Raw genomic sequence first — 25,106 nt, 5'->3', positions numbered from 1 at the left:
GTAGTAAGATATTTTTTTATAATTGCAAAAGTGTCATCTATATAACTTTTAATCTAGAGTATATGTGCTGTGATTTTTAGCAGAAATGCTAAAAAAATAGCAAGATATGTTTGTCTTCCCTATGTTGACTACTGATATTATTTTGTAGCTTGCTGTCTTCTTTTAATCTTTTGCATAACATTTATCTTTACCTCCCCTTCGGGGCGGGAGTGGGGAGTAGGGAGTAGGGAGTAGGGGAAGAAATTAGCCCCGAAAAAGGTTAAAGCCTCGCCCGCAAGTGGCGCGAAAAATCCTTGTATTGCACAAGATAGGTTGAAACCCCGCCCCGAAGGGGGCGGCTTAGTTTCCCTACTCCCCAATCCCTACTCCCTACTCCCTTTTACCCAAGCGATTTAAGTGATGCTGAATAATTTATTCTCCAGCCTCTCCTACCTACTTCCACATGATTTGGGCATTCTATAGAAGTAGATTGACAATAAATTATCAATACTATCAGCAATTACGAGCTATACAAATTAACCATAATATTGATAACGATATTTAGTCGTTTCTGGGCTTTACATAACTTTGATTTATTGGCATATTTGCGTAGGCGTAGCCCGTCGTAGACATCGCTAAGTGCTAAACATGGCTGAAATACCTGACTTTCGTGTAGTAATTATGTACTGTATGTAAGTCCTAGCTATATTCTGCGTGCAACGTACTGGGTGTCAGTGGGTAATGTTGCCTTCACGATCTCCTTCTTATACAACAGTGTATGGATGCTTTGCGAAATGGCAACGCAAAAGCACTTGGCAGAAAATTCACAACAAAGTGTGTCATCAACTGTGACAAAATTTAGAGCCTTACGAAAAGTCTACTGTGGCGATCGCAGATTCTTGCTCAGTGAAGACCACAAAAAAAGGAGCTAGTGCTTTAGGCAGCTTTACCGACTTGAAGCAAATGACTTGAGATATAATCATGACTCATTGATTCGTCTTACGGCTCAAGCGAACGAAATATTAAGCTTTTGTTTGCGAATCAGCTTTTATGACTTAGTGCACAAGAAAATATCTTCATTTTTTGAAATCCTCATCTTTTCTATTTCCTCTATGTTTGTAAATTCAAGGGGCTTGATACGTTTTACACGAAACCCTGCATCAATAAGACGTTGCTCATAATCTTTAGCACTGTAGCATCTAACATGATCCAGATGACCAAATGCTTTTTGTCGTTCGGCTGGATCTGTAATAGATGGGTCTTCATATGTAGTTTCAGCCCTTTCAATTGGCACCTGTAAAACAGCCCAACCTTTATCGGTTAGGACTCTATGAAACTCACGCATTGCCTTTCTATCATCTAAAACGTGTTCGAGGACATGACTACAATAAATTACGTCAAAAGTATTATCTGGATATTGAATATCTGTGATGTCCATCTTCACCATAGCTGAAGGCATAGAAATATCAGCAGTCAAATAGTCTACATTTGGAATTCGACTCAAGCGCCTTTGAAAACAATATTCTGGCGCAACGTGCAGCATTTTTTTCTTACTTGAATCGAAAAGATTAGTACACCTTTCAAAGAATATCCACATTAGTCGATGCCGCATCACTGAGCGACAAACTGGACACATCGCTTGTGGTACAGGAATGGGTGCTGATTTAAAATTTTGTACATTGCTCATTGCTCTGGCAAACTGGACAGAAACGACCATTTCCAAAAAACCGAATCTTTATTGGAGGTTTCACCACTTCATAAAGAAAAAATTTCATTTCCGGTTTTGTTTTTAAATTTATGAGCTGCATCTTACTAACCTTATTTAATTCTTACATTATGACAATGTTTCTAGAAAAATTTACGCTCTTTATTTGATTCTTTAAATTATAACTAGTTTTTATTTATTACATATAAATTACTAAATTTATTTCTCTAGCTTATAACTAAATAGAGATATATAATACATATTATTAATAGCAATTACCCTTAAAGCAAAAATTAAGTTGCATAAAAGTTTTTAGCTTTTTAGAGGTAAATCTTATGTATAAAACTACATGTAAAATCTCACAATATATTTCATCTATCTAAAGACAGACATAACTAAAGGGTTATGCAAAAATTAATAATAATCTTAATTTATCAAGCCATCAAAACGCCAAAAATTCATATAATTTGTGTAAGCCCAGAACTTTTGACTCAGGGGTTGTCATTGTCTTGCCCAACAAAGTCTTTAGGCAACCGTGTAATATGATAACCACAAATCTACAGGTTGTGCTTGACAAATAGTTCAGCAGAAAGTGTTATTTCAGTATTTTTTAAGTGGGCAGGAGGAGAATCGAACTCCTATGACCGCAAGGTCGCCACATTTTGAGTGTGGTGCGTCTACCAGTTTCGCCACCCGCCCTTCTCATGCAACTTAACTATCATACCTTATCTAGTGGATTTGTAACAAGCATTCATAAATAATCCTGAATTTTCAACTTTTGCAAAATCCATAGCTAATTATTGACATAAATTCCTAGATGTTATATAGAAATTTCTCCGATGATATGGAGATTTTTTGCTTGAAGTCAGCTAAACTCTGAGACAACCAAATTTAGTTCATGCATATTGTGTTGTATTTAATAGTACATAGTTGGGTATTTCAACTATTTCTTGATTTATCTGATAAATAAGACTATTTGTATCAGTAAAAAGCTATGCTTGAATAAACTTACAGTGCATGATTCAATTGTGGTAGTTGAATTCCCACACTAACTTTACTCTCAAGCTAGTTGTTTATGTTCTTTTAGAGATTGACTGACTTAACTAAACTATAGTCAATATCCTGTATATTAGGACAGCCGCTGAGAGCCATTGCTACATCTAACTCATTTTGCAACAGCGATATAATGTGAGATACACCAGCTTGTCCTCCTACGGCCAGTCCCCACAAAATAGGTCGTCCGACGAGCACTGCTTTTGCTCCTATTGCTAGAGCTTTGAGAATATCTGTGCCCCGTCGGATACCTCCATCTAATAGCACTTCTGCGGTACTACCGACTGCTGCTACGATCTCAGCAAGAGCATCTAAGGAGGCGATCGCACTATCAAGTTGTCTGCCACCATGATTGGAAACAATAATTGCTTTGGCTCCATACTCTACAGCCCGAATAGCATCATCTTCCCGTAAAATTCCTTTAAGTACCAAAGGTAATGGGCAGATAGATTGCAACCATTCCAAGTCGCGCCAAGTTACTGATGCGTTGAGTTGCTCGGCAAAATAGGTAAATAGCCCAGATTCCCCCTGTTGATGGTAAACATTTAGACCTGAGATAGTTGCAAGATTAGCCGGATGCATTCCTGGCGGCAAGGCAAATTCATTACGCCGATCTCGTTCCCGTTGTCCCAGTATTGGAGCATCTACTGTTAGACAAAGCGCTTTGTAGCCTGCTGTGTAAGCCCTTTCTACTAAAGCACGAGTCAAGCCTCGGTCTTTATGGATGTAAAGCTGAAACCATTGCAAGGCATTTTGTTCTTGTCCTACAGTTGCTACATCTTCTATACTCTTAGTAGCTAATGTACTCAACACCATACCCACTCCTGCTGATGCCGCAGCTAGTGCTGTGGCAACTTCTCCAACTGGATGAGCCAAACATTGGAAAGCCATCGGTGCAATGAGCAGGGGTAGTTGCAGAGGTTGTCCTAAAATAGAAGTACTCAAGTTGCGATCGCTTACATCCACTAGCATCCGAGGTCGCAGTTTAATTCGCTCAAAAGCAGCCCAATTATCTTGCAGTGTGATTTCATCCCAAGCACCACTGCTATAGTAATCAAACGCCATCTGCGATAGATGCTGTTTTGCTAGCCGTTCGTATTCAAATAAGTTAATTGGATGGAAGCGATCGTTATTTGATACATCTGTCATGGTAGTGATTGGGAGATTAACCAAGGACGTATGATTTTATCCGACCAGAGTTATCATAAATTCCTTTAGAGTGACGCGATCGCACAACAATACACTGTTACTAGACAATTGCAATCACCAATTGGTAAACCACTTTATTTACTTAGGGATTCCAAGTATTTTAAAATTCTCTGATTTTCAAGTGTTAACTCTCTAATATCGGCTGTATTGTCATCGATTCGTCTGACATTATCTATTATCTGTCGCTGCATATTAGATATTTGTCGCTGCATTTCATCGAGTCTGGGTAAAATAACACTGGCTTGATCTGTCAATGCCTGAATTGCTCTAGCATTGGATTCAATTAGTTTCTCAATCCGGTCTAACTCACTCATATTTATTCTTTAGTTCAAGCTATGACAACAGGTTGTGTTCTGTTGGATTTACCAGTTGCGCCATCCGCCTTTGGATGCAGCTTCACTGTTATGCTTTAAACCATGACTTTGCAACAGAGTTTGATATTCTGTACTGCTTGCCCAACGGTCAATTTCTCGCGCTCGTAATACTGGTACTGGATGACTTAATTGAGCTGTACGGGCTGCTTTCACCATTTCGCCGAGTTCCGTCTTACTGATATCGTCGTAAGCACGAGCTTGAGCAACAAAGGCATCGAGGTTAAGTTGCGGGGCTAGAGTTGGGGAACCACCAGCCAGCTTCATCAATACTGACATGACAACTTTAGGATTTTGGGTTGCTAGTAATGCGGCGCGATCGCAAGTAAACTCAGCACAGCGTACCCATTCTAATAGTTGTGCTTGTATGGCTTGGGCAATAAAAGCTCCGACATTGGGTACAATTGCTGCGGCCAAGACTAATAAATTCACAGGCGTTAAATAAACGCTGTGGTCGCACTTGAGATGTCCCAATTCGTGGGCAACGACTGCCTGGATTTCCTCTGGTGTCAAGATATCAATTAAAGAGGTGTGCAACACAACAAAAGGTTGCTTACCTCGCATAGCAAAAGTGTAGGCATTCGGGGCCGGATGTTGCCGGACATACAATTGAGGAGGCTCTATATCTAAAGTTTTGCAGGCTTCTAACAACAATTTATGTAAATCAGGCAGCTGGTTTTCACCCACCAAAACACTGGAGGCAATATTTTCCACATAAAAAACCTGCTCTGCCATTGGCCCGAGCCAATTCCGCACCATCAAGTCTAAACCTGGTATCTGTTTGAGAGATTTAGTTGCTTCTAAGTCTAACGGATGACGAAATGAGTCAGCTTTTAAACCAACTAGCGGGGTTTTGAAGAAAGACATGGTGTAGCAAGTAAGCTGGAAAAACGAAATATCAACAGCTTCCCACAGTTAGTATAACGAGAAGTAGGGTGTGATAGTTGGGGAGCAGGGAGCAGGGAGTAGGGGAAGATAAAACAACTGACAACTGACAACTGACAACTGACAACTGACAACTAACTCCTAACTCCTGCCCTACATAGTTGATAAGAACTACTAGCTCGAAATCGATGCTGGGGGATTAGTTGCAGTAGAAGTAACTTCTGCATCTGTTGGGACTTCGCCCACACGCAGGATTTTAGCTCCTAATTGCTGCAATTTCATATCAAGGCGATCGTAGCCCCGATCGAGGTGATGTAAGCCCTGAATTGTGGTTTTTCCTTCGGCTGCTAGTCCTGCTAAGACCAGAGCTGCTGATGCTCGCAAATCCGTACCTAATACTGGTGCACCAGATAACATTGGTACTCCGCGAACAAAAGCAGTATTGCCTTTGACGCGAATATCAGCTCCTAAGCGATTCAACTCGGAGGCATGACGCAAGCGATTTTCAAACACAGATTCATTAATCAGGCTGTCACCTTCAGCCAATGTTAGCAAAGCCATGAACGGCGCTTGCATATCTGTGGGAAAGCCTGGATGGGGCAAAGTCTCAATATCCGTTGCCCTCAGAATGTCTGCTGGCAGAATGCGTAAGCAGTCAGGCGCTTCCTCAATAATTGTGACTCCAATTTCTCGCAGCTTGGCAATTACTGGAATCAAATGGTCTGGTTGTACTGGTGACAAAGTAAGTTCTGAACGGGTAATGGCTCCAGCAACTAAAAATGTTCCTGTCTCAATGCGATCGGGAATAATGCTGTAATCAACGGAATGCAACTTAGGAACGCCAACAATAGTAATTGTACTAGAGCCTGCACCTTGAATCTTGGCTCCCATAGCGTTACAGAAATTTGCCAAATCGACTACTTCTGGTTCCCGTGCAGCGTTTTCGATGATTGTTTCGCCATCGGCTAGGGTAGCAGCCATCATCAATGTTTCTGTCGCTCCCACGCTGGGGGTGTCCAGGTAAATTTTGGCTCCTTTCAATCTTTTATTGCTACCTGGAACATAGGCATTACAGATACCATGTTCAATCTGCACTTCAGCTCCCATCGCTTGCAGTCCTCGGACATGCAGATCGACTGGTCTAGCTCCAATTGCACAACCACCTGGTAACGGCATTTGTGCCACTCCTAGCCGTGCCAGAATTGAGCCAATGGCAAAAAAACTTGCCCGTAATTGGGTAACTAGTTCGTAAGGAGCTTTTGAAGTTGTAATTTCACTAGCATTAATATCTAGAATGTCACCTTGTCGCGTAAGGCGAACACCTAAAGCTGACAATACCTGAGCCATCCGCTCCACATCTGCTAATAAAGGAACATTGCGGATACGACAATCTCCTGAACACAGCAAGGCTCCAGCCATAATCACCAATGCTGAATTTTTGGCCCCGCTAATTTTTACATGACCTCGCAGAGGATGCCCACCCCATATTTGCAAGACTGAGGAGTCTACTTCCGGAGCAAGTTTGGCATCTGGTAAGCTGCTAGAAGGATTAATAAGTCTACCTCCAAAAAAAATACATATTCTATAGGTTAAAGTTGGTTTTGATTCTACAGTAAAGAATCGGTTTGTCTACAATTTTGACGTTACATCTTGCGACAAGAAAAATTTTTTGGACAGACATTTAAGACCGAAAACAATCTGGGGCAAGGATTATAGACATTTCAAAATTCCTCATGAGAATTTTTGAGTATACTCCTTTGGCAACACAAAATACTCAGTGAAAACACGATTATCTTCTTTCAGTATTGGGAATTGGGTTCAGGTAAACTCAACCATTATTAATGATTCCCAATTTTCCCTTCATAATATCTATACAATTGTGTTAGCGATCGTCCTTGACAAATATCCATAATTAAGCAATAATAGTAAATTGTCGATAATCGATGCCAGCGGAACTGGCGGAATTGGCAGACGCGCTAGATTCAGGTTCTAGTGCCGCAAGGCTTCCGGGTTCAAGTCCCGGGTTCCGCATCAAAGTAAAAAGTGCTGAGTTCTAAGTAGAGATAAGACTCAGGACTCAGAACTCATGACTCAGCACTCTAAAATGTTGACTAGTTTACAAAATCCTCTAATAAAGGAAATCCGCAAGCTGCACTCTACTAAAGAGCGGCATAAACAAAAGCTGTTTTTATTGGAAGGGACGCATCTATTAGAGGAAGCTTGTGCAGTTAATTACCCACTAATTACAGTGTGTTGTACTCCCCAATGGCAAACTACTCATCCTTCACTGTGGGAAACAGCTTGTAGCCGCAGCGAACGGGCAGAAATTGTCAGTGAGGAAGTATTAAGCGCGATCGCTACTACAGTACAACCTGATGGTGTAGTTGCCACAGCAAAACGCGGCGAACTTCAAACTCAAGTGCCGTTTATCGGTACAGTGCTGGCTTTAGAAACTGTACAAGATCCGGGAAACCTAGGTACAATAATCCGCACTGCTGCCGCCGCTGGTGCATCGGGGTTGTGGTTGAGCGGTGATAGTGTAGATTTAGATAATCCGAAAGTTTTACGTGCTTCCGCTGGGCAGTGGTTCCGCTTGACAACGGCAATTAGTGAAGATTTAAAAGCGACAGTACAACTTTGCCAGCAGTCAGGAATGCAGATAGTGGCAACCTTACCCAGTGCAACTTTAACTTATTGGGAAGTAGACTGGCGAAAACCCAGTTTGATTTTACTGGGAAATGAAGGTGCTGGTTTATCAGCAGATTTAGCCAAGATAGCAGACAAACAAGTGAAAATTCCCCTTAGTCCAGGAGTAGAGTCTTTAAATGTGGCGATCGCAGCTGCTTTAATGTTATATGAAGCACAGCGGCAGAAGAGGCAGGGGGAGTAAGGGGAGCAGGGGGAGATGAGGGAGACAGAGACAAGGGAGCATGTAAAGCAGGGGAGTAGGGGAGTAGGGGAGCAGGGGAGCAGAGGAGCAGAGGAGCAGAAGAAAATACGCAACTCCCCACTCAGCACTCAGCACTCAAAACTACTGACAACTAACTCTTGGAAAGACTTGGGTTAATCGCGTCTCCTAACTCAGCACTTTTATTTTGTTCTGTCTTCTAAATATTGTTCAATATCAGCAACTGCGTCCTCAAAAGCCGCTAAATCAATATCTGACAAATCTTCACTAATTTCGACTTCACTGGTACTACCAGCGTGTAACTTTGGTGTCTCTTCATCTTCTGTCGAATTTTCATGTAGGATATCCTCTAATTGATCGAGAGATTCCTGAAACTCCAAATCGGCGGCACGGCGCTGTGGTTGCTGACTTTGCTCCATAATGTTAACTCGAAAATCCTGATTTACTGGCGTAATCTTGCTTGCAGTTACTATAATTGGAAATTTTGCATATATAACAACATAATATTTGTAGCTATTTGCTGTATCAACTTTACACATTAACAGGACTTACGCAACTGGCACAGCGCGATCGCTATTTTATAGTATTTATGTACTATATAAAATGGCTGACCTATAGGCCATTGCTGAAATTAGTAACAGTAATCGGCTGTGTCAAATATTATTCAAATCATGAGAAAATTAGTTGAGGATGCATAAAATAAATCTTGTGCGTAAGTCCTGTTGAACTTCCACGGTGTAGAAACAGAAAATATCAGACTTGATGAAATTACAGGTAAGAAATTTACTTTCTTTAAAGACCCAGATAATTTACCGTTAGAGATTTATGAGGGTTAGCAAGTTCATTATTTTGTTATTGGTAACTTCATATTGAGAAAGCGATCGCTTTTTAAACCACTCCCCACGAAAGAATAACAATGCCTCGTAAAATTCTTGTCTATCATCAATGTCCTTCGATAACCTGTGCAAACTACTTTCTGAAAAACATCCCGATACCTTTGCCAGTTGGGTTTTAGGAACGCCCCAAACTGTCGTCAAAGTCCTGAAAACTGAATTGAGTATCGAACCAATTCGGGCTGACTATGTGACATTTTTACAACTGCAAGGGTCGTGTCCGTTTCTTCCGAGGTAATACTTGGTGCAACAGAGCTTCAGCAATTTCCCACTCTGCATCACTGAGGCTGCTGGAATATGTCATGGTGACTAGATTAAAGGGTTGGATGTACCTTAATTTGTCAGTTGTCGTAGAGACGCGATTAACCCAAGTCTTTCCAAGAGTCAGTTGTCAGAAGGCAGGAGGCAGGAGGCAAAAGGCAGGAGGCAAAAGGCAGGAGGCAAAAGGCAAAAGGCAGAAGTAATTATTATTTCTTGTCTCCCTCATCCTCCTCATCCCCCTCATCTCCCCCAGTTATCATGCCCCCCTGGTTCCCCTGCTCCCCTGCTCTTTTCACTACTGAACATATAAATTTGTGTCATACTTTTACATTTATCTTGACATTATCAGCAGAATATGTTGATAATGGTTCTTCGTGGAAACTTTACCTCTATAAAATAAACGCTTGGCTAACGTCATTGTGATAGGCTCCCAGTGGGGCGATGAAGGGAAAGGTAAAATAACTGACTTACTCAGCCGCTCCGCAGATGTTGTGGTACGTTACCAAGGGGGTGTCAATGCTGGGCACACGATTGTAGTGAAAGGTCAGACTTTTAAGCTACACTTGATTCCCTCTGGTATTTTGTATCCAGATACTGAGTGTATTATCGGCTGTGGGACAGTCATCGATCCACAGGTTTTAATAACAGAACTCGACCAGTTAGAGAAATTAAACATTTCTACTAAGAATCTGCTGATTTCTGAGACAGCCCATATAACCATGCCTTACCATCGGTTGATTGACCAGGCATCGGAAGAACGACGGGGAACTCATAAAATCGGCACTACTGGTCGAGGTATAGGCCCCACCTATGCAGACAAATCAGAGCGTACGGGCATCAGGGTTTTAGACTTGATGGACTCGGAAGCGCTGCACGACAAATTAGAATGGACGATTAATTATAAGAACGTTATTTTAGAAAAGCTTTATAACTTGCCGCCTTTAGACCCTCAAGAGGTGATTAAGCAGTATTTGGGGTATGCCGATCGCTTGCGACCTTACGTGGTTGACACCTCACTAAAAATATACGATGCCATTCAGCGGCGGCGCAATATTTTGTTTGAAGGAGCGCAAGGAACGCTCCTCGACCTAGATCACGGAACTTATCCCTATGTCACCTCCTCAAACCCCGTAGCTGGGGGCGCTTGCGTTGGTACGGGGGTAGGACCGACAATGATTGACCGAGTAATTGGCGTATCGAAAGCGTACACAACGCGAGTAGGAGAAGGGCCTTTCCCCACCGAATTGGATGGAGAAATCGGAGAATTATTGTGCGATCGCGGTGCAGAATTCGGCACAACCACCGGGCGTAAGCGTCGCTGCGGCTGGTTTGATGCTGTCATTGGTCGCTATGCCGTTCGGATTAACGGTATGGACTGTATGGCGATTACCAAACTGGATGTCCTCGATGAATTAAAGGAAATCAAAGTTTGTGTCGCTTATGAAATAGATGGCGAACGCTCTGAAAACTTCCCCACTAGTTCCCGTCAATTTGCCCGGTGTCGTCCCATCTACAAGACCTTACCGGGATGGGGTGTATCAACAACTCATTGCCGCACCCTAGAAGACTTGCCACAGCAAGCACTGGACTATCTAAAATTCTTAGCAGAATTAATGGCAGTCCCGATCGCGATCGTCTCTTTAGGAGCAAGCCGCGATCAAACCATAATTGTAGAAGACCCCATTCACGGCCCCAAACGCGCTTTATTGCACGCTGACGGCACACCCGCCTCTCTATTGAGTGCGTAGTGAGTTTCTGAGTGCTAAGTGCTCCTAACAACTAACAACTGACAACTAACAACTTCTATGCCTCTCACAGTCGAATGTCAAAAGCGACCAGAAGGTAGCAAGCCAAAAGCTTTGCGCCGTTCTGGAGAAATACCCGCCAATTTATACGGTCATAAGGGTACAGAGTCAATTTCTCTGGTTATTAATGCCAAAACTGTTGAGCAGTTACTTAAAAAAGCTTCAGTTAACAATACCTTGATTGATTTAAACGTTACTGATGCACCTTGGCGGGGCAAAGCCTTGCTGCGAGAACTTCAGGTTCATCCAGCAAAAGGTACACCCTACCACCTCAGCTTTTTTGCAGTTGCGGGTCACGGCGATACAAATGTAGAAGTACGACTGCGTTTTGTGGGAAATGCTATTGGTGTTAAACAAGAAGGTGGTTTTTTAGACACTGTAGTTACTGAATTGCAAGTAAGTTGTGCCCCTGAGAATATTCCAGAGGTAATTGAAATTGATGTTTCTAACATGCAAATTGGAGACAGCTTGCGTATTCACGAGCTAGTCTTGCCTGAAGGCGTAACAGCTTTAGGTGAAGCAGAGCAAGTCGTAGTCAGTGTTTCGCAGCCGCAAATCAGTGCTGCTGCTGAGGAGGAGGCTGAAGCTGAGGCAGCAGGTGAAACAGTCTCTGAAAATACGTAAAGTATGTAATAATTTTTGATGAGACCAGGGGGAAACTCCTGGTTTTTTTGTATTTGAATTGCACCAGGCGTAGAAAGCGCAAAAGAAAGAGATGACAGAAGCAATCCTCCCACCTTTAATCGAGCAGATGTTGCAGCCTGGATTTTATCCTCATGCCGTGACAGAACCGATTGAATTAATTCAAACCCATATTTCTTATGTGCTACTAACTGGAGATTATGCCTATAAGCTGAAAAAACCAGTGAATTTTGGTTTTTTAGACTTCTCTACCTTAGAGAAACGACAGCATTTTTGTCATGAAGAATTGCGTCTAAATCAACGGGCAGCAGGCGAGCTGTATTTAGAAGTTTTACCTGTGACTTTGGTAGGCGAGCAATACCATTTAGGTGAAACTAGCGAGCCTGTAGAGTACGTGCTGAAGATGTGCCAGTTTCCTCAAGAGTTGCTGTTTAGCACACTTTTTGAACAAGGTAAACTAGATGAAACACAACTAGAGGAACTGGGAGGGGTAGTAGCTCAATACCACGCTCAAGCACAGACGAATGATTACATTAGCAGTTTTGGTGAAGTACTGCAAGTACGAGCTGCTTTTGATGAGAATTACGAGCAAACCCAGAAGTATATCGGCAGCCCCCAGACGCAGGCACAGTTCGCCGAAACAAAGCAATATACAGATAAATTTTTTGCAGAACGCCCAGAATTATTTGTCAGCAGAATTCAAAATCGCTACATTCGTGAATGTCACGGTGATTTACATCTAAAAAATATTGCTTTATGGCATGACAAAATCATGCTGTTTGATTGCATTGAATTTAACGAGCCGTTTCGCTTTGTTGATGTGATGTACGATGTGGCATTCGCGGTGATGGATTTGGAAGCGCGGCAGCGTAAAGATTTGGGTAATGCCTTTTTGAATGCCTATATAGAGCAAACTGGAGATTGGGAAGGTTTACAGGTACTGCCTCTGTATTTAAGCCGTCAGGCTTATGTGCGGGCAAAAGTGACTTCATTTTTGTTAGACGATGCGAGTGTACCTCAGACAGTAAAGGAAGAGGCAACGAAAACAGCGGCTAACTATTACAAACAAGCTTGGGAATATACTCAACCCAAGCAAGGACAACTGATTTTGATGTCGGGATTATCTGGTTCTGGGAAGAGTACAACGGCAAAATATTTAGCTCGACAATTGAATGCCATTCACATTCGCTCAGATGCAGTCAGGAAGCATTTAGGCGGAATTGCCCTGAAGGAACGCGGTGGGGATGACTTATATACACCTGAGATGACCCAGAAAACTTATGCACGGTTGCTAAATTTGGGAATTATACTAGCTAGTCAAGGATTCTCAGTAATTTTAGATGCTAAGTACGACCAACAACCACTACGTCAAGAAGCGATCGCCCAAGCCGAAAAACACCAAATTCCTCTTAAAATTATCTACTGCACAGCCCCCTTAGAAGTTCTACAAGAGCGTCTTATCAACCGCACGAATGATATTGCTGATGCTACCGTCAATTTATTGGAATCGCAAATAAAGCAATCCGAACCCTTTAGCGATACAGAAAAATCCTACGTTCAGATTTGGGACACAACTCAATCACAACAAGCACAATTAACACAAATAATTCGCCAATAGCTTGCAAAATTAAAAATTAAAAATACCAAGAAATTTTTAATTTTTAATTTCAAATTTTTAATTTATTAGTAGTGAACTTATGGCACCCAAAAACAATGACTTGTTAACTATCTCTCCCAGCTTCTTTTCTCAACTAATATTTGGGGCATTTTTAATACTTATATTGTCGCTGACAGGTTCTCCATTATCTCTAAGTATCTTTCTAGGGATTTTGGGTGGTTTCACTTTAGGCTGGATGACAAATGCAAGTAAAAATAGTCCCCAAGCCCCAACTGTAGCTTCCTCTGATGGTGTTGATGCCGCACTAAAATATTGGTTATTTTTCTTGCTAGGCTTTGTGTCTATAGGATATTCTGCGCCCATGAGTATTTTGCTAGGTGGAATAGGTGCTATGGGGGGAGGATGGATTATTGCTTGGTGGGGAAGCAAGGAAGAAACTCAAACTCGGCTACCCACTGAGGCGGTAGAAGCGGATAGCGAACGACCTAGCAATAGAGTCACCAAACAACAAAAAAGAAGACCCGTCCGCCGTTTCCGTCGTCCTTCTGGAGTCAATCTTCAGTTTTGGAGAAGATATCGGGATTAGGGACTGGGGACTGGGGACTTGGTAAGAGATATGGCAGATTCCAACTTGGTAAATGCAAATTCTTGTAAGGGTGTAAGGCTTTGCAAAACCCTTGTACTTCACTTCCTTGAGAAATACTGTATGGCAGGAGGTAAAACATTACTATTCCTAACATCCACGCTTTCAAGATGTCCTAACCTTTAATTCGCTTGCTATATATTCAATAAATTGTTTCAATCATTCCTAATCCCTAATCCCCAGTCCCTAATCCCCAGTCCTCAGTCCCCACCATGTTTTTATATCTCTCCAAGTTGCTACCACTATTTTTTTATCCGCTGGGATTAGCCAGCGTGAGTTTAATAGTGGCACTAATAACATTATGGAAACGACCGCGGATTGCAGCAGCAGCGATCGCACTAGCGTTAATTTCATTACTTGTTTGCAGTAATGCTTGGGTTGCAAAATCATTAGTGCGATCGCTGGAATGGCAAAATCTTCCTGCTGCTCAAATACCCAATGCCGAAGCAATTGTAGTTTTAGGTGGTGCAACTAAATCAGCTTCTTTCCCAAGACCGACCGTCGATTTGAGCGAATCGGGCGATCGCGTGATTTATGCTGCTCAACTATATCGCCAAAAAAAAGCCCCGCTTGTCATTCTCAGTGGAGGTCGTATTGATTGGCGCGGTAGCGGCGCACCAGAGTCAGCAGATATGGCTCAAATCCTCACTTCTATTGGCGTACCATCAGAAGCACTTGTGCAAGACCCTGATTCATTGAATACTTACGAAAATGCCGTAAATGTCAAGAAAATTGTAGAGACTCGTGGGATTCGTCAAGTATTGTTGGTGACTTCCGCCATGCATATGCCGCGATCGCTGAAAATTTTCCAACGTCAAGGTATTGATGTTATTCCTGCCCCTACTGACTTTCTCGTGAGTCAGAGCGATCTCCAAGAACTCAGCAGCACTCCCAAAGCCGCTATACTAAATTTATTACCTGATAGCAATAACTTACAGCTATTTACTAACGCTTTAAAAGAATACGTTGGTAGTTTTGTATATCGCTTGCGCGGTTGGCTTTAGTCAAGTTAGGAGTTATGAGGTACGTTAATTTCCTAACTCCTAACTCAATTAAAATTATGTCTAAAAATTTACCTTATATTATTCCATCACCTCAACCTCAGGTTGAAGAAAGTTTTGCTGCTTACCAAACAACCCACCAGTTCTACCAAGAAGTTCAGACGCGCTCAGAGTTTCAGCGTCATTGTGATTGGTATTATATAACAGCAGAAAGCCACCGCCAAGAACTAAAAAGAATGCGCGGCGAACTAAATATTTTCCGGTGGTTTCGTAGAAGATAAACTAGACCACCAATAACAAACAATGGGTAATTACGATTAAAAGCGCAATTACCCACTCAAAATTTCCTAAATTACTAAATCAGGTCTATAAAATAAGACTTGATAAAACGATCGCAACTTATGACAGTTCAAATCGACTAACGCGACTCGGTTCCTTGGTTAGGACTGCCTGCTACATCATCTTCTCCAGGTGCTTCTGGTGTAGCAGTTTTTTTAGCATCGCTTTTTGCAGCATCACCAGTCTTGCGAATATCTTCCTCGATGGGGGTTTGATAGCCACCGGAAGCACCGGGGGTTTCTTGATTAATAGGCTTTTTTTGTTCTTCAGCCATAATTTTTAAACTCCTATCATTTGATCTCAGTCTTATATTAATCAGACAGGAAGTGCAATTTCATCTATCTAAAATTCAATTTTGGATAGTTGTTATATCTATCGGAAGTCTTATTTACGACTCAATCAAGTCATCACCAGACCTAAAGTGAATTTATCTCAGATTTAGATTTATTAGTATGGTAATTAGCTTTTAGATAGAAGACTAATAGCTAACGTAAGGATATGAACTAAATTCGCAATATCTCTTAACTCAGACGAATTTTAATAAACTGCAAATAAGAGATGAAATAAAAGAAGCAGTTTTTAGAACAATGAATCTCGCCCCATAATTCTGCGGTTTGTCGCTTGCTCGAATTTCATCAGTAAACTAGATTATTTGTGTGCAATTCAGATAAAAATTTGAAAGAGTCGAAAATTTTGGTAGAAATATGTTTCAGTGAATTGCTATTATTGGCTAATGCAAGAGATTTAGTAAAGGTTAGAATTGCAGTAAAGCAATTTATCAAATATACTTAATCCGGCTCTACAATCGACGGTGAAAAGTAAGGTGTGATTTAGAACGGTGTTGCAAAAGTCGTTACCATCTGGATGTGTCCTCCGTAGGGCAACGTCTGCGGATAAGTGGTTGATTCGATTGTTGGTATTATCAGCCAAACTTGAACCAACTCAATTACGTTGGCAGCAGTTTTGTGCGATCGAGTGCGATGGAGATTTGGTAGCTTGCGGACAACTACGTAATTTCTCAGGAGCGCAAGAACTTGGCAGTTTAGTTGTTAAATCAGCTTGGAGAGGTCGCGGTTTAGGTAGTTTTCTCACACAGCATCTAATTGATACAGCTACTCAACCACTGTATCTGGAATGTTTAGGTCAACGGCTGGCCCAGTTTTATAGCCGCTTTGGTTTTGTAACTATATCTTATGAAGACTTGCCAGCGTCGCTTCAACGTAAATTTGGATTCTCTCAATTAGCCAAAAGACTAATTAAAGTTCCTGTAATCTTCATGCAGTATCGAGTTGACACTCCCGACAGATAAAATGCGGGAGATTTTTAGTTCATTAAAACTAGGTATCTAACAAAGGTTTAGCAAAAATTGTTAGCAAAACAGGCCCTAATAAATATTGGTGACTCAAACACAATAGCCCAGCAGCAGAGCCGAGAAGTTCGCGTTGATTTGGGCTGTAGAGTCTAATTCCCAAGGGAGAAATTTGTAGCAATTGAGGAAATACTTCTGTTGTAGTAGTCATGTCAACCAAGTAAAAGCGTCCACCAGGAGAAAGTACTCGCGCTACCTCACTTAGCACTTGTTTCGGTTCTAGATAGTGCAAGAAGCTGATAGTGTTGAAAACAGCATCAAACTGACCCTCACCAAAAGGCAAAGACTCAGCTTTACCTTCAAGAAAAATTAAACGCGGATGGTGGCAATTACTCAGTCTTGCCAAGCGCAACATATTAGGAGAAAGGTCTAACCCAGTACCACGCAAATCGGGAAATTGAGTAGCAAGGCGCTCAAGTAGACGACCAGTACCACAGCCTAAATCGAGTACATTTGCTCGCTCTGGTAATTCGACGTATTCTAGCAACCGTTTGTGGATAGTGCGGTAAATTACTGAGGGAAAGAGCCAATCATAGCTTGGGGCCCAGATATCAAAAATTTGTTTTTTATTACTGAGAAAATTATCCGTCATTAGTTTTCGCAGACCATGCTCCGAAGCTTGGCGCTTCTATTAAGGAGATTGTAGCTGCGCCTCCAAGAAGTTAGTTAACTATAGCTACTAGTAATTGCAGCTTTGCAGTCCGATAATATCTAGCCTAGCGTTTGGCATAACAGCTATGCGATAGTTGGACAAATTATCTGGAATACAAGGTCTGGAATGTGTAATTAAGTGTGTTCCTAAAAAGAGGGAACTACACCAATAGGTGCATCAAAAACTAAAAAATCAGCATCGTTGCATAAAATCATAGAACCTGATCCTATCTATATACAGAGGTTCAAACCTAATCAAATCAGTCAAATTTGAAATTCTCAAGGTGAGCAATCATGACAAGCTTTACTCAAATCCGATTACACAACGACTTACTGCACCCAGTCCGCGAGTGGTTAGAAACAATAGAAATTCATAATTCCAAACTAGCCCATCTCTTGTGCAAAGCCATCCCAGCCCAATGTCCTTTTGAACGAGACATCAAGCTGTTTGGTCGTAAGCTATTTCACATTCCCCCAATGTGTAAATTAAATCCCCTCTACGAGCAAGTGGTGACTCTGCGTTTTAAAGCACTTTGTTATCTTGCAGATGATTGTGGTGAAGATATTACAGCCTATTGCTAAAATTGAATGACTACTTGCTGTAGTAGTATCGGTAATTACAGACTTACGGTTGTCACCTACTCAAATCTATACTAAGCTAACGTAGAACTAATTAGATGTCTGGCTATTGAGTAGTTCATGACTCTCTAATACCAATTTTGGATTAAAAAGTTTTTACTAAAAGGCCATTCCAGCAATCTCAAAGAATACTATGCCAATTTGGTATCAATCATTATTAGTTTGTGTTGTTTGCCATACTCTGCTGAAATCATTAACATCATCATGACGCACATCTTATTAGTAGAAGATGAAGTCAAATTAGCGAAATTTCTCGAATTAGAACTGAGTTATCAAGGCTATCAAGTCAGCATCGCCTACGATGGATTAACTGCACTCACCGCAGCACGGGAGTGGCATCTAGATTTAGTCATTTTGGATTGGATGTTACCTAACTTATCGGGCTTGGAAATTTGTCACCGCCTGCGAAGTACGGGCAATAAAGTGCCGATAATTTTATTAACTCCTAAAGATGAAGCGAGCGATCGCCTTGCAAGCTTAGACGCTGGTGCTAATGATTATGTAGTAAAACCCTTCAGCATTGAGGAATTATTAGCCAGAGTCCAGGCCCAATTGCAAACAAAACAATAAACTTACGATCTTTACGTAATAGCTTTTCTGGCGTTGCATAATTGCGGGATGATTTTGGAATTTACATCAACCATAATCTCCGCTTCTCCGTGTCTCCGCGTCCCCGCGTCCCCGCGTCAGCCTCAATCATCCCCTTATTCAGCAACGCCGCTTTTCTTTGTGAAGCGTTGCTAAACTCTCTCCATCTCTCATTTTTACCCTAACCTGCGGCTTCTATAAAGCAGTACGCGATACCCTTTGAGAAGTCGCGGGTCTACATTTTTAATTTCTTGTACTCAGTCCTCAAATAATTGAGCGCATCTTCATAGAGAATTGGTATAAGGCTTCCAGATTTACTAAATTCGAGGTGTAGGAGTATGGGGTATGGGGTAAGAATAAATTTTCCCCTTACGTCCCTATACTTTATTCTCAGCTTGCTAATAGCGAACAACAAGCAAATAGAGGAGAGTAATTTATAACCGTGAAAGAGGGAATTGATATTATACCTCTACACTGTGACAGTTAGTTATATTAGGATGCACAAGGTAGACTCTATACGAAAACACGTTAAATCAAAACTGTAATGACTTATCTAGAAACAGCAGCACAATTCTACCAAGAAGTTACCCAAACGCCACAAGTGGGGCTTTGTTGCGTTCAAAGTACACCCCTGCAACTACCAGGATTGCGAATTCCTTTGGCAATGCAGGAAATGAACTATGGCTGTGGTACAACTATTCACCCTACCGAACTCTCAAATCAACCTACGGTGCTATATGTTGGTGTTGGTGGTGGTTTGGAAGCATTACAATTTGCTTATTTTTCCCGCCGTGCTGGTGGTGTAATTGCGATTGAACCAGTTGCAGCAATGCGAGAAGCCGCCACACGCAACTTGGAACTTGCTGCTACAGAAAACCCTTGGTTTGACACTAGCTTTGTGGAAATCAAAGAGGGTGATGCTTTTAACTTGCCTGTGGCTGATGCTGCCGTTGATATTGTGGCACAGAACTGTCTCTTTAATATATTTGAACCAGAAGATTTAACTCGTGCTTTAAAAGAAGCGTTTCGGGTATTAAAACCAGGTGGACGTTTGCAGATGAGCGATCCTATTGCTACTCGTCCAATTCCCCAACACCTGCAACAAGATGAGCGTCTACGAGCTATGTGTTTATCAGGCGCACTCACCTATGAAGAGTATACCGAACGTATCATCAATGCTGGCTTTGGTCAAATAGAAGTCCGCGCTCGTCGTCCTTATCGTTTGCTAGATTCTACAACATATAATCTCCAAGATAATCTACTTTTAGAAAGTCTCGATTCTGTCTGTTTCAAAGTTGCTATTCCAGAAGATGGTGCTTGTATATTCACTGGTAAGACAGCCATTTATGCTGGTTTAGAATCTTTTTTTGATGATTCAGCAGGGCATTTGCTTCAGCGCGGTATCCCCGCAGCAGTCTGCGATAAAACTGCTACTAAACTTGCAGCTTTGAAGCCAGCGGAAATAATTATTACTGATTCGACTTGGTACTATAGTGGCGGTGGTTGCTGTTAACTTTAAGAAACCCCCAAATGTTTTTAATTAGTCTATTTCTGTCTACGCTTTTTTTAGCTTACTCAAATGGGGCAAACGACAACTTTAAAGGGGTAGCAACACTGTTTGGTAGCCGAACAACCAGCTATCAAACAGCAATTTTGTGGGCAACTATTACAACTTTTGCTGGTGCAGTAGCTTCAATTATATTTGCTAGCGCCCTAGTAAAAAACTTTTCTGGAAAAGGAATACTACCAGATGCGATCGCTAATGCCCCAGAGTTTCATATTGCCGTGGCGATCGCATCTGGTTTGACTGTGCTAGTCGCTGCCCTGACTGGATTTCCCATTTCCACAACTCATTGTTTAACAGGTGCAATACTTGGCGCTGGATTAGTAGCAAAGGGACTGCAAGTTAATTTTGCTGCTTTGGGAAATTTGTTTGTTTTACCTTTATTACTCAGTCCAGTTATTGCTATAGCTTTAGGAATCGGAATTTATAGCTTATTTGAGTATCTTAGTGAGAAATGGAACCTACAATCAAACCAGAAAACTCTCGATGCTTGTCATTTTATCAGTTCTGGCATCATCTGTTTTACTAGAGGCTTGAATGACACTCCCAAAATTGTCTCGCTCATTTCAATTATTGATTATTTTTCAATTCAAGGAGGAATGATTACGGTAGCAATGGCCATAGCTCTTGGGGGTTTACTCAACTCCCAAAAAATTGCCGAAACCATGAGTGAAAAAATCACTTCCATGAATCATACTCAAGGCTTATCTGCCAATATAGTAACTGGAATCCTAACGATCGCTGCTACTCAATTTGGGCTGCCTGTGTCTACCAGTATAGTTTCTGTAAGTTCTATTTTTGGTGTGGGACTAATGGGTAAAAAAGTCAACTTAGGTATTTTTTATCAAATTCTAATTTCCTGGATTTTTACTTTACCCACTGCCACAATTGTTAGTGGAATAACATATAGATTATTACAAGGATGAACGAAGCTTTTACTTGAATATAATTGCCCGCTAATTTTAATTATCAAGGATAATAAAAATCTATGCTAAATACAGCAATTACACCTTTTAAATCCAAATTAAACGCACCTTTAACGAAAAGAAATATCGCGGTTTTACAAATAAATTTAGGTAAGCGTTGCAATCTTGCTTGTACGCACTGCCATGTGGAAGCGGGGCCAAAACGTACAGAAGAACTTTCTCCAGAAATTTGCGAACAATTGATTGAATTAATTCACAGATTGCCCCAAATTCAAATTGTAGATTTAACTGGTGGCGCGCCAGAAATGAATTATGGATTTAAACCATTAGTAGAAGCGGCAAGAGTGACAGGTAAACAAGTAATTGTCCGGTCTAATTTGACTATTTATTTTGAAAATGGATTTGGCGATCTGCCAGAATATTTTGCCCAAAATCATGTAAGAGTTGTTGCTTCGCTGCCTTGTTACTTAGCAGATAATGTCGATAGAATGCGCGGTAATGGTGTTTTTGACAGTTCAATCAAGGCTTTACAATGGCTTAATCAACTGGGCTATGGTAAAGAGAGAAATTTAATCTTAGATTTAGTTTATAATCCGCAGTTGCCTACAAGCGAAAAATTTTCCTTAGCTCCCGAACAGACTAATCTGCAACAAGATTATAAAATGTTCTTACAAGAACATTTTGACATTGTATTTAACAATCTCTTCACAATTACTAATGTGCCAGTTGGCAGAACTAAAATGTATTTAGAACGAAAAAAACTGTATGCAGGTTATTTGCAGTTTTTAGAATCACATTTCAATCACAATACAGTTGAACATTTAATGTGTCGGGATGAGCTTTCAATTGACTATTTAGGCAATATATATGATTGCGATTTTAACCAAATGATGAATCTGCCTGCAAAAGCTCACAATGGTGAAACCTTGACAGTGGCAAAATTGCTAGAAGCTGGCAGTTTAGATTTAATTAATGAAGTACAAACTGCTGCTTATTGCTATGGTTGTACCGCTGGATCTGGTTCCAGCTGTGGTGGCGCTTTAGTATAGAGTCAATCGTTTTTGCATTTTGATTGACCTTGAAAAAACATATTTATGTCATCAAAAAACAATTTTGTTACAAAATCTGTTCGGTTGACATTACTAATCCTGAGATGGGTTTATGATGAGATGAGATTAAGTCTCCTCACACCACACCAAAAAGCCGTGGAATCCTCAAAATTACCACGGTTTTTATTTTGCAAGCGTAGATAAAATAAAGAACTTATTTAGTAATTAGTTTGCGGGCTTTTCAAGTTACCATTGATACCTTTCTGGTTTCATTCGTTCCCATGCAAAGTTCATTTTTACCCAAGCATTGCGCCAGTAACTATTAAAGTTATACCCTCCAGAGTTGAGCGCACGATGATGACCAATCTACACTAAAATCATTGGCAGATAAAAAAGTATTCGCTCATAATCACTGGCGTTGTCCAAATCTCCAGAAGGCTAACTTAAAAGCACATTCCGTTACCGTACAGTGATTTATTACACCTTGCTAAAGAACGTGGAAAAATTCTGTTACCAAAATTGTTACAGGGGTGCGCTCACCAGTCAGTTGCTTTATGATGATATTTAGTTAAGCTCCTCACACCACATCAAAAGCCGTGGCACACAGTGTTTCACGGTTTTTTCCTTTTTTATTATTCAGTGATAGATTATTTGTCGTCAGCAACATCTTGACGGTGGTTATGCCTCTATTCTGACCAAATCAACATCAGCAAGCCATATCATCCTGCTTTGAGTCGATGCTGTTTCTTCCAAAATAGGCGATCGCCACTCTACAGCATAAAGCCAGTTACTTTTGAGGCTAAAAATACCTTGAATAATCCGCCGTGAAGGCTTTTCGCTAAAATCAACTTCTACGACATCTCCCAATTCAAAAGCTGGAATGGGAATAGTAATGTCTTCTAGTATATTTGTGGCGCAAAACTCTCTAGCAGGTAAGTAGAGTGTTTCACCAAGGCAAACAATTGCATAAACCCACTCTTGCCCTTCCCACTGAACCCCAGAGCAATAACCTGACAAGTCAGAGCTTGACAAGAAGACTTTTTCGAGTATTTGAACTGTTAGTGGAGGCATAGCTTTACCCCAGGGTGGAGAAGTATGCCAACAAGACTCTAAAGCAGTAATCTGATTAATCATAATGCAAGGAAGTTCTCTTTTTATACATAGACTCACTTTCAGCAGTATTATCCGGAATTTTAGACCAAAAAGTACTTTAATTTATTGGTATAAGACTTCTATTTAGTTTTTGTGAAGCTAGGTACACCTTTATCAAAACAGAATTCAGGACTTAGGAATTAGAATACAGGCTTAAATTCTGTGCAACTGAAGATATGTTATCCAAAGGTATGGAATTAGCTTTTTTCACACTTAACTAATTCCATACTTTTATTTGGTACTGTAATTAATTAGCAGATTTACTTACATATTTAATGACAGGATCTGTTTGTAAAACCCGGCCATTTTTCAGAATTTCCAAAGACGCACCATTGACAACATATTCATATATGCCATTTCTAGCGATATATCCTGTCCCTTCTTCTGTATAAGCAGGTAAAGCCCGGATACCTCGACCATTCAATTTAGAAGTACTGGTGTAGAAAAGTTGTCCGCGCTTATTGCAAATATAAATAGCAAAATTAGGAGTTTCAATATAAGCTTCTAAAAGTCCGCCTCCAGCATACCGAGGACAAGTATATGGATTTGCGGCAATCTGATTATTTGCTGATGGGCGATCGCTAGGTATTAATTGTGAAGCAACAGCAAAAGAAGACGTTCCTAATGTTCCAGTTAGTAGTGAAGCAGCTCCACAAACTGTAGCTAAAATTATCGAAAATGATTTGTTTTGTTTGCGATTAAAATCCTTCATTGTTTACACTCAAGTTTAATTACTATAAACTCCAAATTCAACTTGCGGATTTTCGGATTTAGGGACAAAACATTTGACTGGTTTAGTTTAATTTGGCAACATCGCGAACGCTTGGAGTTAGGCTAACGGTATAACCTAAGTGCAAACGAGCAAGTAATAATGAAACACCTTGAGGGGAAAGTGACATTGGTCACAGGTGCTACACGGGGACTTGGTAAAGGAATTGCGATTGGTCTGAGCGAGGCTGGCGCGACGGTATATATCACGGGTCGCAGTCTCAATAACTCTAGTTCTACAAATGACATCGGCGGTAGTCTGAATGAAACTCAATTAGCCATTGAGGAAGCTGGGGGTGTATGCATTCCTGTCCAGGTAGACCATAGCAACGATGAGCAAGTGCGTTTGCTTTTTGAGCGCATTCAAGACGAACAGAATGGACAGCTGGATCTATTAGTTAATAATGCTTACTCAGGAGTTCAAGCATTAACAGAGGCTTATGGAAGGCCCTTTTGGGATTGCGAACCGAGCCTGTGGGATGCTAGCAATAACGTCGGTCTTCGCAGTCACTATGTTGCGAGTGTTTTTGCAGCTCGGATGATGACTAAGCGTCGTCAGGGATTGATTTGTACTCTTTCTTCGTGGGGTGGTATGTCTTATATTTTTGGTACAGCATACGGTGCTGGAAAAGCAGCTTGCGATCGCCTCGCAGCTGATATGGCTGTTGAACTCAAGCCACACAATGTCACTTCTATTTCTGTTTGGCCTGGTATTGTTGGTACAGAACACTTTTCCCGTTTGGCATTGGATTTAGAACAAAGAAATGCTACTGACCAGAAAAACTCATGGCTTGGCGATCGCTACAATTGGGAAACTCCTTTATTAACAGGACGCGTCATTGCTAAACTTGCTTGTGAGCAAAATTCGATCAAGCGTACAGGACGCGTCCAGATTGTTGCCGAACTTGCTAAAAAATACGGACTAGTAGATAGAGACGGAAATCGTCCTGTATCCCTACGCTCGTTGCGTTTTCTGCTGCCGTTTGCATTACCTTCATTGAGAAAGTATTCGTGGCTGATACCCGACATTCAAATGCCGTGGCCGCTGTTACTACTCAGTACCCTGAGTTCGCCAAAAATTTACTAAT

Annotated in this window: 24 protein-coding genes, 2 tRNA genes and 3 pseudogenes; 18 read left to right on the top strand and 11 right to left on the bottom strand. The window is 41.1% G+C overall.

The window, feature by feature from the left end; genetic code table 11:
* Positions 1 to 681: 681 nt before the first annotated feature.
* Positions 682 to 921, top strand: a pseudogene (locus I8752_RS00430) (transposase); the annotation flags it as partial.
* A 106-nt stretch (positions 922 to 1,027) separates the two neighbouring features.
* Here the strand turns inward: I8752_RS00430 and I8752_RS00425 are convergent.
* The 6 genes from I8752_RS00425 to murA all read right to left on the bottom strand — a co-directional run bounded on the left by I8752_RS00425 (position 1,028) and on the right by murA (position 6,756).
* Positions 1,028 to 1,696: a class I SAM-dependent methyltransferase gene (locus I8752_RS00425; protein ID WP_225895374.1), complete on the bottom strand. Its 669-nt coding sequence runs from the start codon at positions 1,694 to 1,696 to the stop codon at positions 1,028 to 1,030.
* A 603-nt stretch (positions 1,697 to 2,299) separates the two neighbouring features.
* Positions 2,300 to 2,383 (bottom strand) — tRNA-Leu (locus tag I8752_RS00420).
* 384 nt (positions 2,384 to 2,767) lie between these two features.
* Positions 2,768 to 3,886 (bottom strand): alpha-hydroxy acid oxidase, encoded by a 1,119-nt coding sequence (locus tag I8752_RS00415; RefSeq protein ID WP_214430344.1) that lies wholly within the window; start codon positions 3,884 to 3,886, stop codon positions 2,768 to 2,770.
* Positions 3,887 to 4,020: 134 nt separating this feature from the next.
* Positions 4,021 to 4,260, bottom strand: a complete 240-nt coding sequence (locus tag I8752_RS00410) for a hypothetical protein (protein WP_214430343.1) — start codon at positions 4,258 to 4,260, stop codon at positions 4,021 to 4,023.
* A gap of 48 nt (positions 4,261 to 4,308) precedes the next feature.
* Complete coding sequence (locus tag I8752_RS00405) at positions 4,309 to 5,184, bottom strand: M48 family metallopeptidase (RefSeq protein WP_214430342.1); 876 nt, start codon at positions 5,182 to 5,184, stop codon at positions 4,309 to 4,311.
* 192 nt (positions 5,185 to 5,376) lie between these two features.
* Positions 5,377 to 6,756: a UDP-N-acetylglucosamine 1-carboxyvinyltransferase gene (gene murA, locus I8752_RS00400; RefSeq protein ID WP_214430463.1), complete on the bottom strand. Its 1,380-nt coding sequence runs from the start codon at positions 6,754 to 6,756 to the stop codon at positions 5,377 to 5,379.
* 395 nt (positions 6,757 to 7,151) lie between these two features.
* Here murA and I8752_RS00395 point away from each other — a divergent pair.
* Positions 7,152 to 7,233: transfer RNA gene (locus tag I8752_RS00395), tRNA-Leu, on the top strand.
* 73 nt (positions 7,234 to 7,306) lie between these two features.
* Positions 7,307 to 8,092 (top strand): TrmH family RNA methyltransferase, encoded by a 786-nt coding sequence (locus I8752_RS00390; protein WP_214430462.1) that lies wholly within the window; start codon positions 7,307 to 7,309, stop codon positions 8,090 to 8,092.
* A 200-nt stretch (positions 8,093 to 8,292) separates the two neighbouring features.
* On the opposite strand, the gene I8752_RS00385 is transcribed toward I8752_RS00390, so the two are convergent.
* The gene (locus tag I8752_RS00385; protein ID WP_214430341.1) at positions 8,293 to 8,529 is read right to left on the bottom strand and encodes a hypothetical protein; all 237 of its coding nucleotides are present in this window, start codon (positions 8,527 to 8,529) and stop codon (positions 8,293 to 8,295) included.
* Between the two features lie 303 nt (positions 8,530 to 8,832).
* On the opposite strand from I8752_RS00385, the pseudogene I8752_RS38945 reads away from it, so the two are divergent.
* The 8 genes and pseudogenes from I8752_RS38945 to I8752_RS00350 all read left to right on the top strand — a co-directional run.
* Positions 8,833 to 8,946 (top strand): annotated as a pseudogene (locus tag I8752_RS38945) (VOC family protein); the annotation flags it as partial.
* 109 nt (positions 8,947 to 9,055) lie between these two features.
* Positions 9,056 to 9,241: a hypothetical protein gene (locus I8752_RS00380; RefSeq protein WP_214430472.1), complete on the top strand. Its 186-nt coding sequence runs from the start codon at positions 9,056 to 9,058 to the stop codon at positions 9,239 to 9,241.
* Positions 9,242 to 9,668: 427 nt separating this feature from the next.
* The gene (locus I8752_RS00375; RefSeq protein WP_214430340.1) at positions 9,669 to 11,012 is read left to right on the top strand and encodes an adenylosuccinate synthase; all 1,344 of its coding nucleotides are present in this window, start codon (positions 9,669 to 9,671) and stop codon (positions 11,010 to 11,012) included.
* A gap of 57 nt (positions 11,013 to 11,069) precedes the next feature.
* Positions 11,070 to 11,693, top strand: a complete 624-nt coding sequence (locus tag I8752_RS00370) for a 50S ribosomal protein L25/general stress protein Ctc (RefSeq protein ID WP_214430339.1) — start codon at positions 11,070 to 11,072, stop codon at positions 11,691 to 11,693.
* Positions 11,694 to 11,784: 91 nt separating this feature from the next.
* Entirely contained in the window at positions 11,785 to 13,329 is a 1,545-nt protein-coding gene (locus I8752_RS00365) for a bifunctional aminoglycoside phosphotransferase/ATP-binding protein (RefSeq protein ID WP_214430338.1), read from the top strand.
* Between the two features lie 79 nt (positions 13,330 to 13,408).
* Positions 13,409 to 13,915, top strand: a complete 507-nt coding sequence (locus I8752_RS00360; protein ID WP_214430337.1) for a hypothetical protein — start codon at positions 13,409 to 13,411, stop codon at positions 13,913 to 13,915.
* Between the two features lie 269 nt (positions 13,916 to 14,184).
* Positions 14,185 to 14,976, top strand: coding sequence for a YdcF family protein (locus I8752_RS00355; protein ID WP_214430336.1), 792 nt, complete (start codon positions 14,185 to 14,187; stop codon positions 14,974 to 14,976).
* Between the two features lie 56 nt (positions 14,977 to 15,032).
* Positions 15,033 to 15,254: a hypothetical protein gene (locus tag I8752_RS00350; RefSeq protein ID WP_214430335.1), complete on the top strand. Its 222-nt coding sequence runs from the start codon at positions 15,033 to 15,035 to the stop codon at positions 15,252 to 15,254.
* Positions 15,255 to 15,391: 137 nt separating this feature from the next.
* Here the strand turns inward: I8752_RS00350 and I8752_RS00345 are convergent, their stop codons facing one another.
* Positions 15,392 to 15,586 carry a hypothetical protein gene (locus I8752_RS00345; RefSeq protein ID WP_214430334.1) on the bottom strand — a complete coding sequence of 65 codons (195 nt, stop codon included), beginning with the start codon at positions 15,584 to 15,586 and terminating at the stop codon, positions 15,392 to 15,394.
* 564 nt (positions 15,587 to 16,150) lie between these two features.
* Between I8752_RS00345 and I8752_RS00340 the strand changes: the two genes are divergently transcribed.
* Positions 16,151 to 16,621: a GNAT family N-acetyltransferase gene (locus I8752_RS00340; RefSeq protein WP_404827068.1), complete on the top strand. Its 471-nt coding sequence runs from the start codon at positions 16,151 to 16,153 to the stop codon at positions 16,619 to 16,621.
* A gap of 28 nt (positions 16,622 to 16,649) precedes the next feature.
* Here the strand turns inward: I8752_RS00340 and I8752_RS00335 are convergent, their stop codons facing one another.
* The gene (locus I8752_RS00335) at positions 16,650 to 17,273 is read right to left on the bottom strand and encodes a class I SAM-dependent methyltransferase (protein ID WP_214430333.1); all 624 of its coding nucleotides are present in this window, start codon (positions 17,271 to 17,273) and stop codon (positions 16,650 to 16,652) included.
* 353 nt (positions 17,274 to 17,626) lie between these two features.
* On the opposite strand from I8752_RS00335, the gene I8752_RS00330 reads away from it, so the two are divergent.
* From I8752_RS00330 to arsS, 5 genes and pseudogenes are all read left to right on the top strand, one after another.
* Positions 17,627 to 17,914, top strand: a complete 288-nt coding sequence (locus I8752_RS00330) for a Mo-dependent nitrogenase C-terminal domain-containing protein (protein WP_214430332.1) — start codon at positions 17,627 to 17,629, stop codon at positions 17,912 to 17,914.
* A 261-nt stretch (positions 17,915 to 18,175) separates the two neighbouring features.
* A pseudogene (locus I8752_RS00325) lies at positions 18,176 to 18,538 on the top strand (response regulator transcription factor); the annotation flags it as partial.
* A gap of 565 nt (positions 18,539 to 19,103) precedes the next feature.
* A complete protein-coding gene (gene arsM / locus I8752_RS00320) occupies positions 19,104 to 20,072 on the top strand; it encodes an arsenosugar biosynthesis arsenite methyltransferase ArsM (protein WP_214430330.1) in 969 nt (322 codons plus the stop codon).
* Positions 20,073 to 20,089: 17 nt separating this feature from the next.
* On the top strand, positions 20,090 to 21,049 hold the full coding sequence (locus I8752_RS00315) for an inorganic phosphate transporter (RefSeq protein ID WP_214430329.1): 960 nt from the start codon (positions 20,090 to 20,092) through the stop codon (positions 21,047 to 21,049).
* A gap of 62 nt (positions 21,050 to 21,111) precedes the next feature.
* On the top strand, positions 21,112 to 22,098 hold the full coding sequence (gene arsS / locus I8752_RS00310) for an arsenosugar biosynthesis radical SAM (seleno)protein ArsS (RefSeq protein ID WP_214430328.1): 987 nt from the start codon (positions 21,112 to 21,114) through the stop codon (positions 22,096 to 22,098).
* Positions 22,099 to 22,776: 678 nt separating this feature from the next.
* Here arsS and I8752_RS00305 read toward each other — a convergent pair.
* Both I8752_RS00305 and I8752_RS00300 read right to left on the bottom strand, forming a co-directional pair.
* Entirely contained in the window at positions 22,777 to 23,232 is a 456-nt protein-coding gene (locus I8752_RS00305) for a DUF1392 domain-containing protein (RefSeq protein ID WP_214430327.1), read from the bottom strand.
* A gap of 265 nt (positions 23,233 to 23,497) precedes the next feature.
* The gene (locus I8752_RS00300; protein WP_214430326.1) at positions 23,498 to 23,962 is read right to left on the bottom strand and encodes a hypothetical protein; all 465 of its coding nucleotides are present in this window, start codon (positions 23,960 to 23,962) and stop codon (positions 23,498 to 23,500) included.
* Between the two features lie 159 nt (positions 23,963 to 24,121).
* On the opposite strand from I8752_RS00300, the gene I8752_RS00295 reads away from it, so the two are divergent.
* Positions 24,122 to 25,105 carry an SDR family NAD(P)-dependent oxidoreductase gene (locus I8752_RS00295; RefSeq protein WP_214430325.1) on the top strand — a complete coding sequence of 328 codons (984 nt, stop codon included), beginning with the start codon at positions 24,122 to 24,124 and terminating at the stop codon, positions 25,103 to 25,105.
* The last annotated feature ends 1 nt before the right edge of the window (position 25,106 follow it).

It is taken from the genome of Dendronalium phyllosphericum CENA369, assembly GCF_016056275.1.
GTDB lineage: Bacteria > Cyanobacteriota > Cyanobacteriia > Cyanobacteriales > Nostocaceae > Dendronalium > Dendronalium phyllosphericum.
This window is presented reverse-complemented; position numbering and strand designations above follow the sequence as displayed.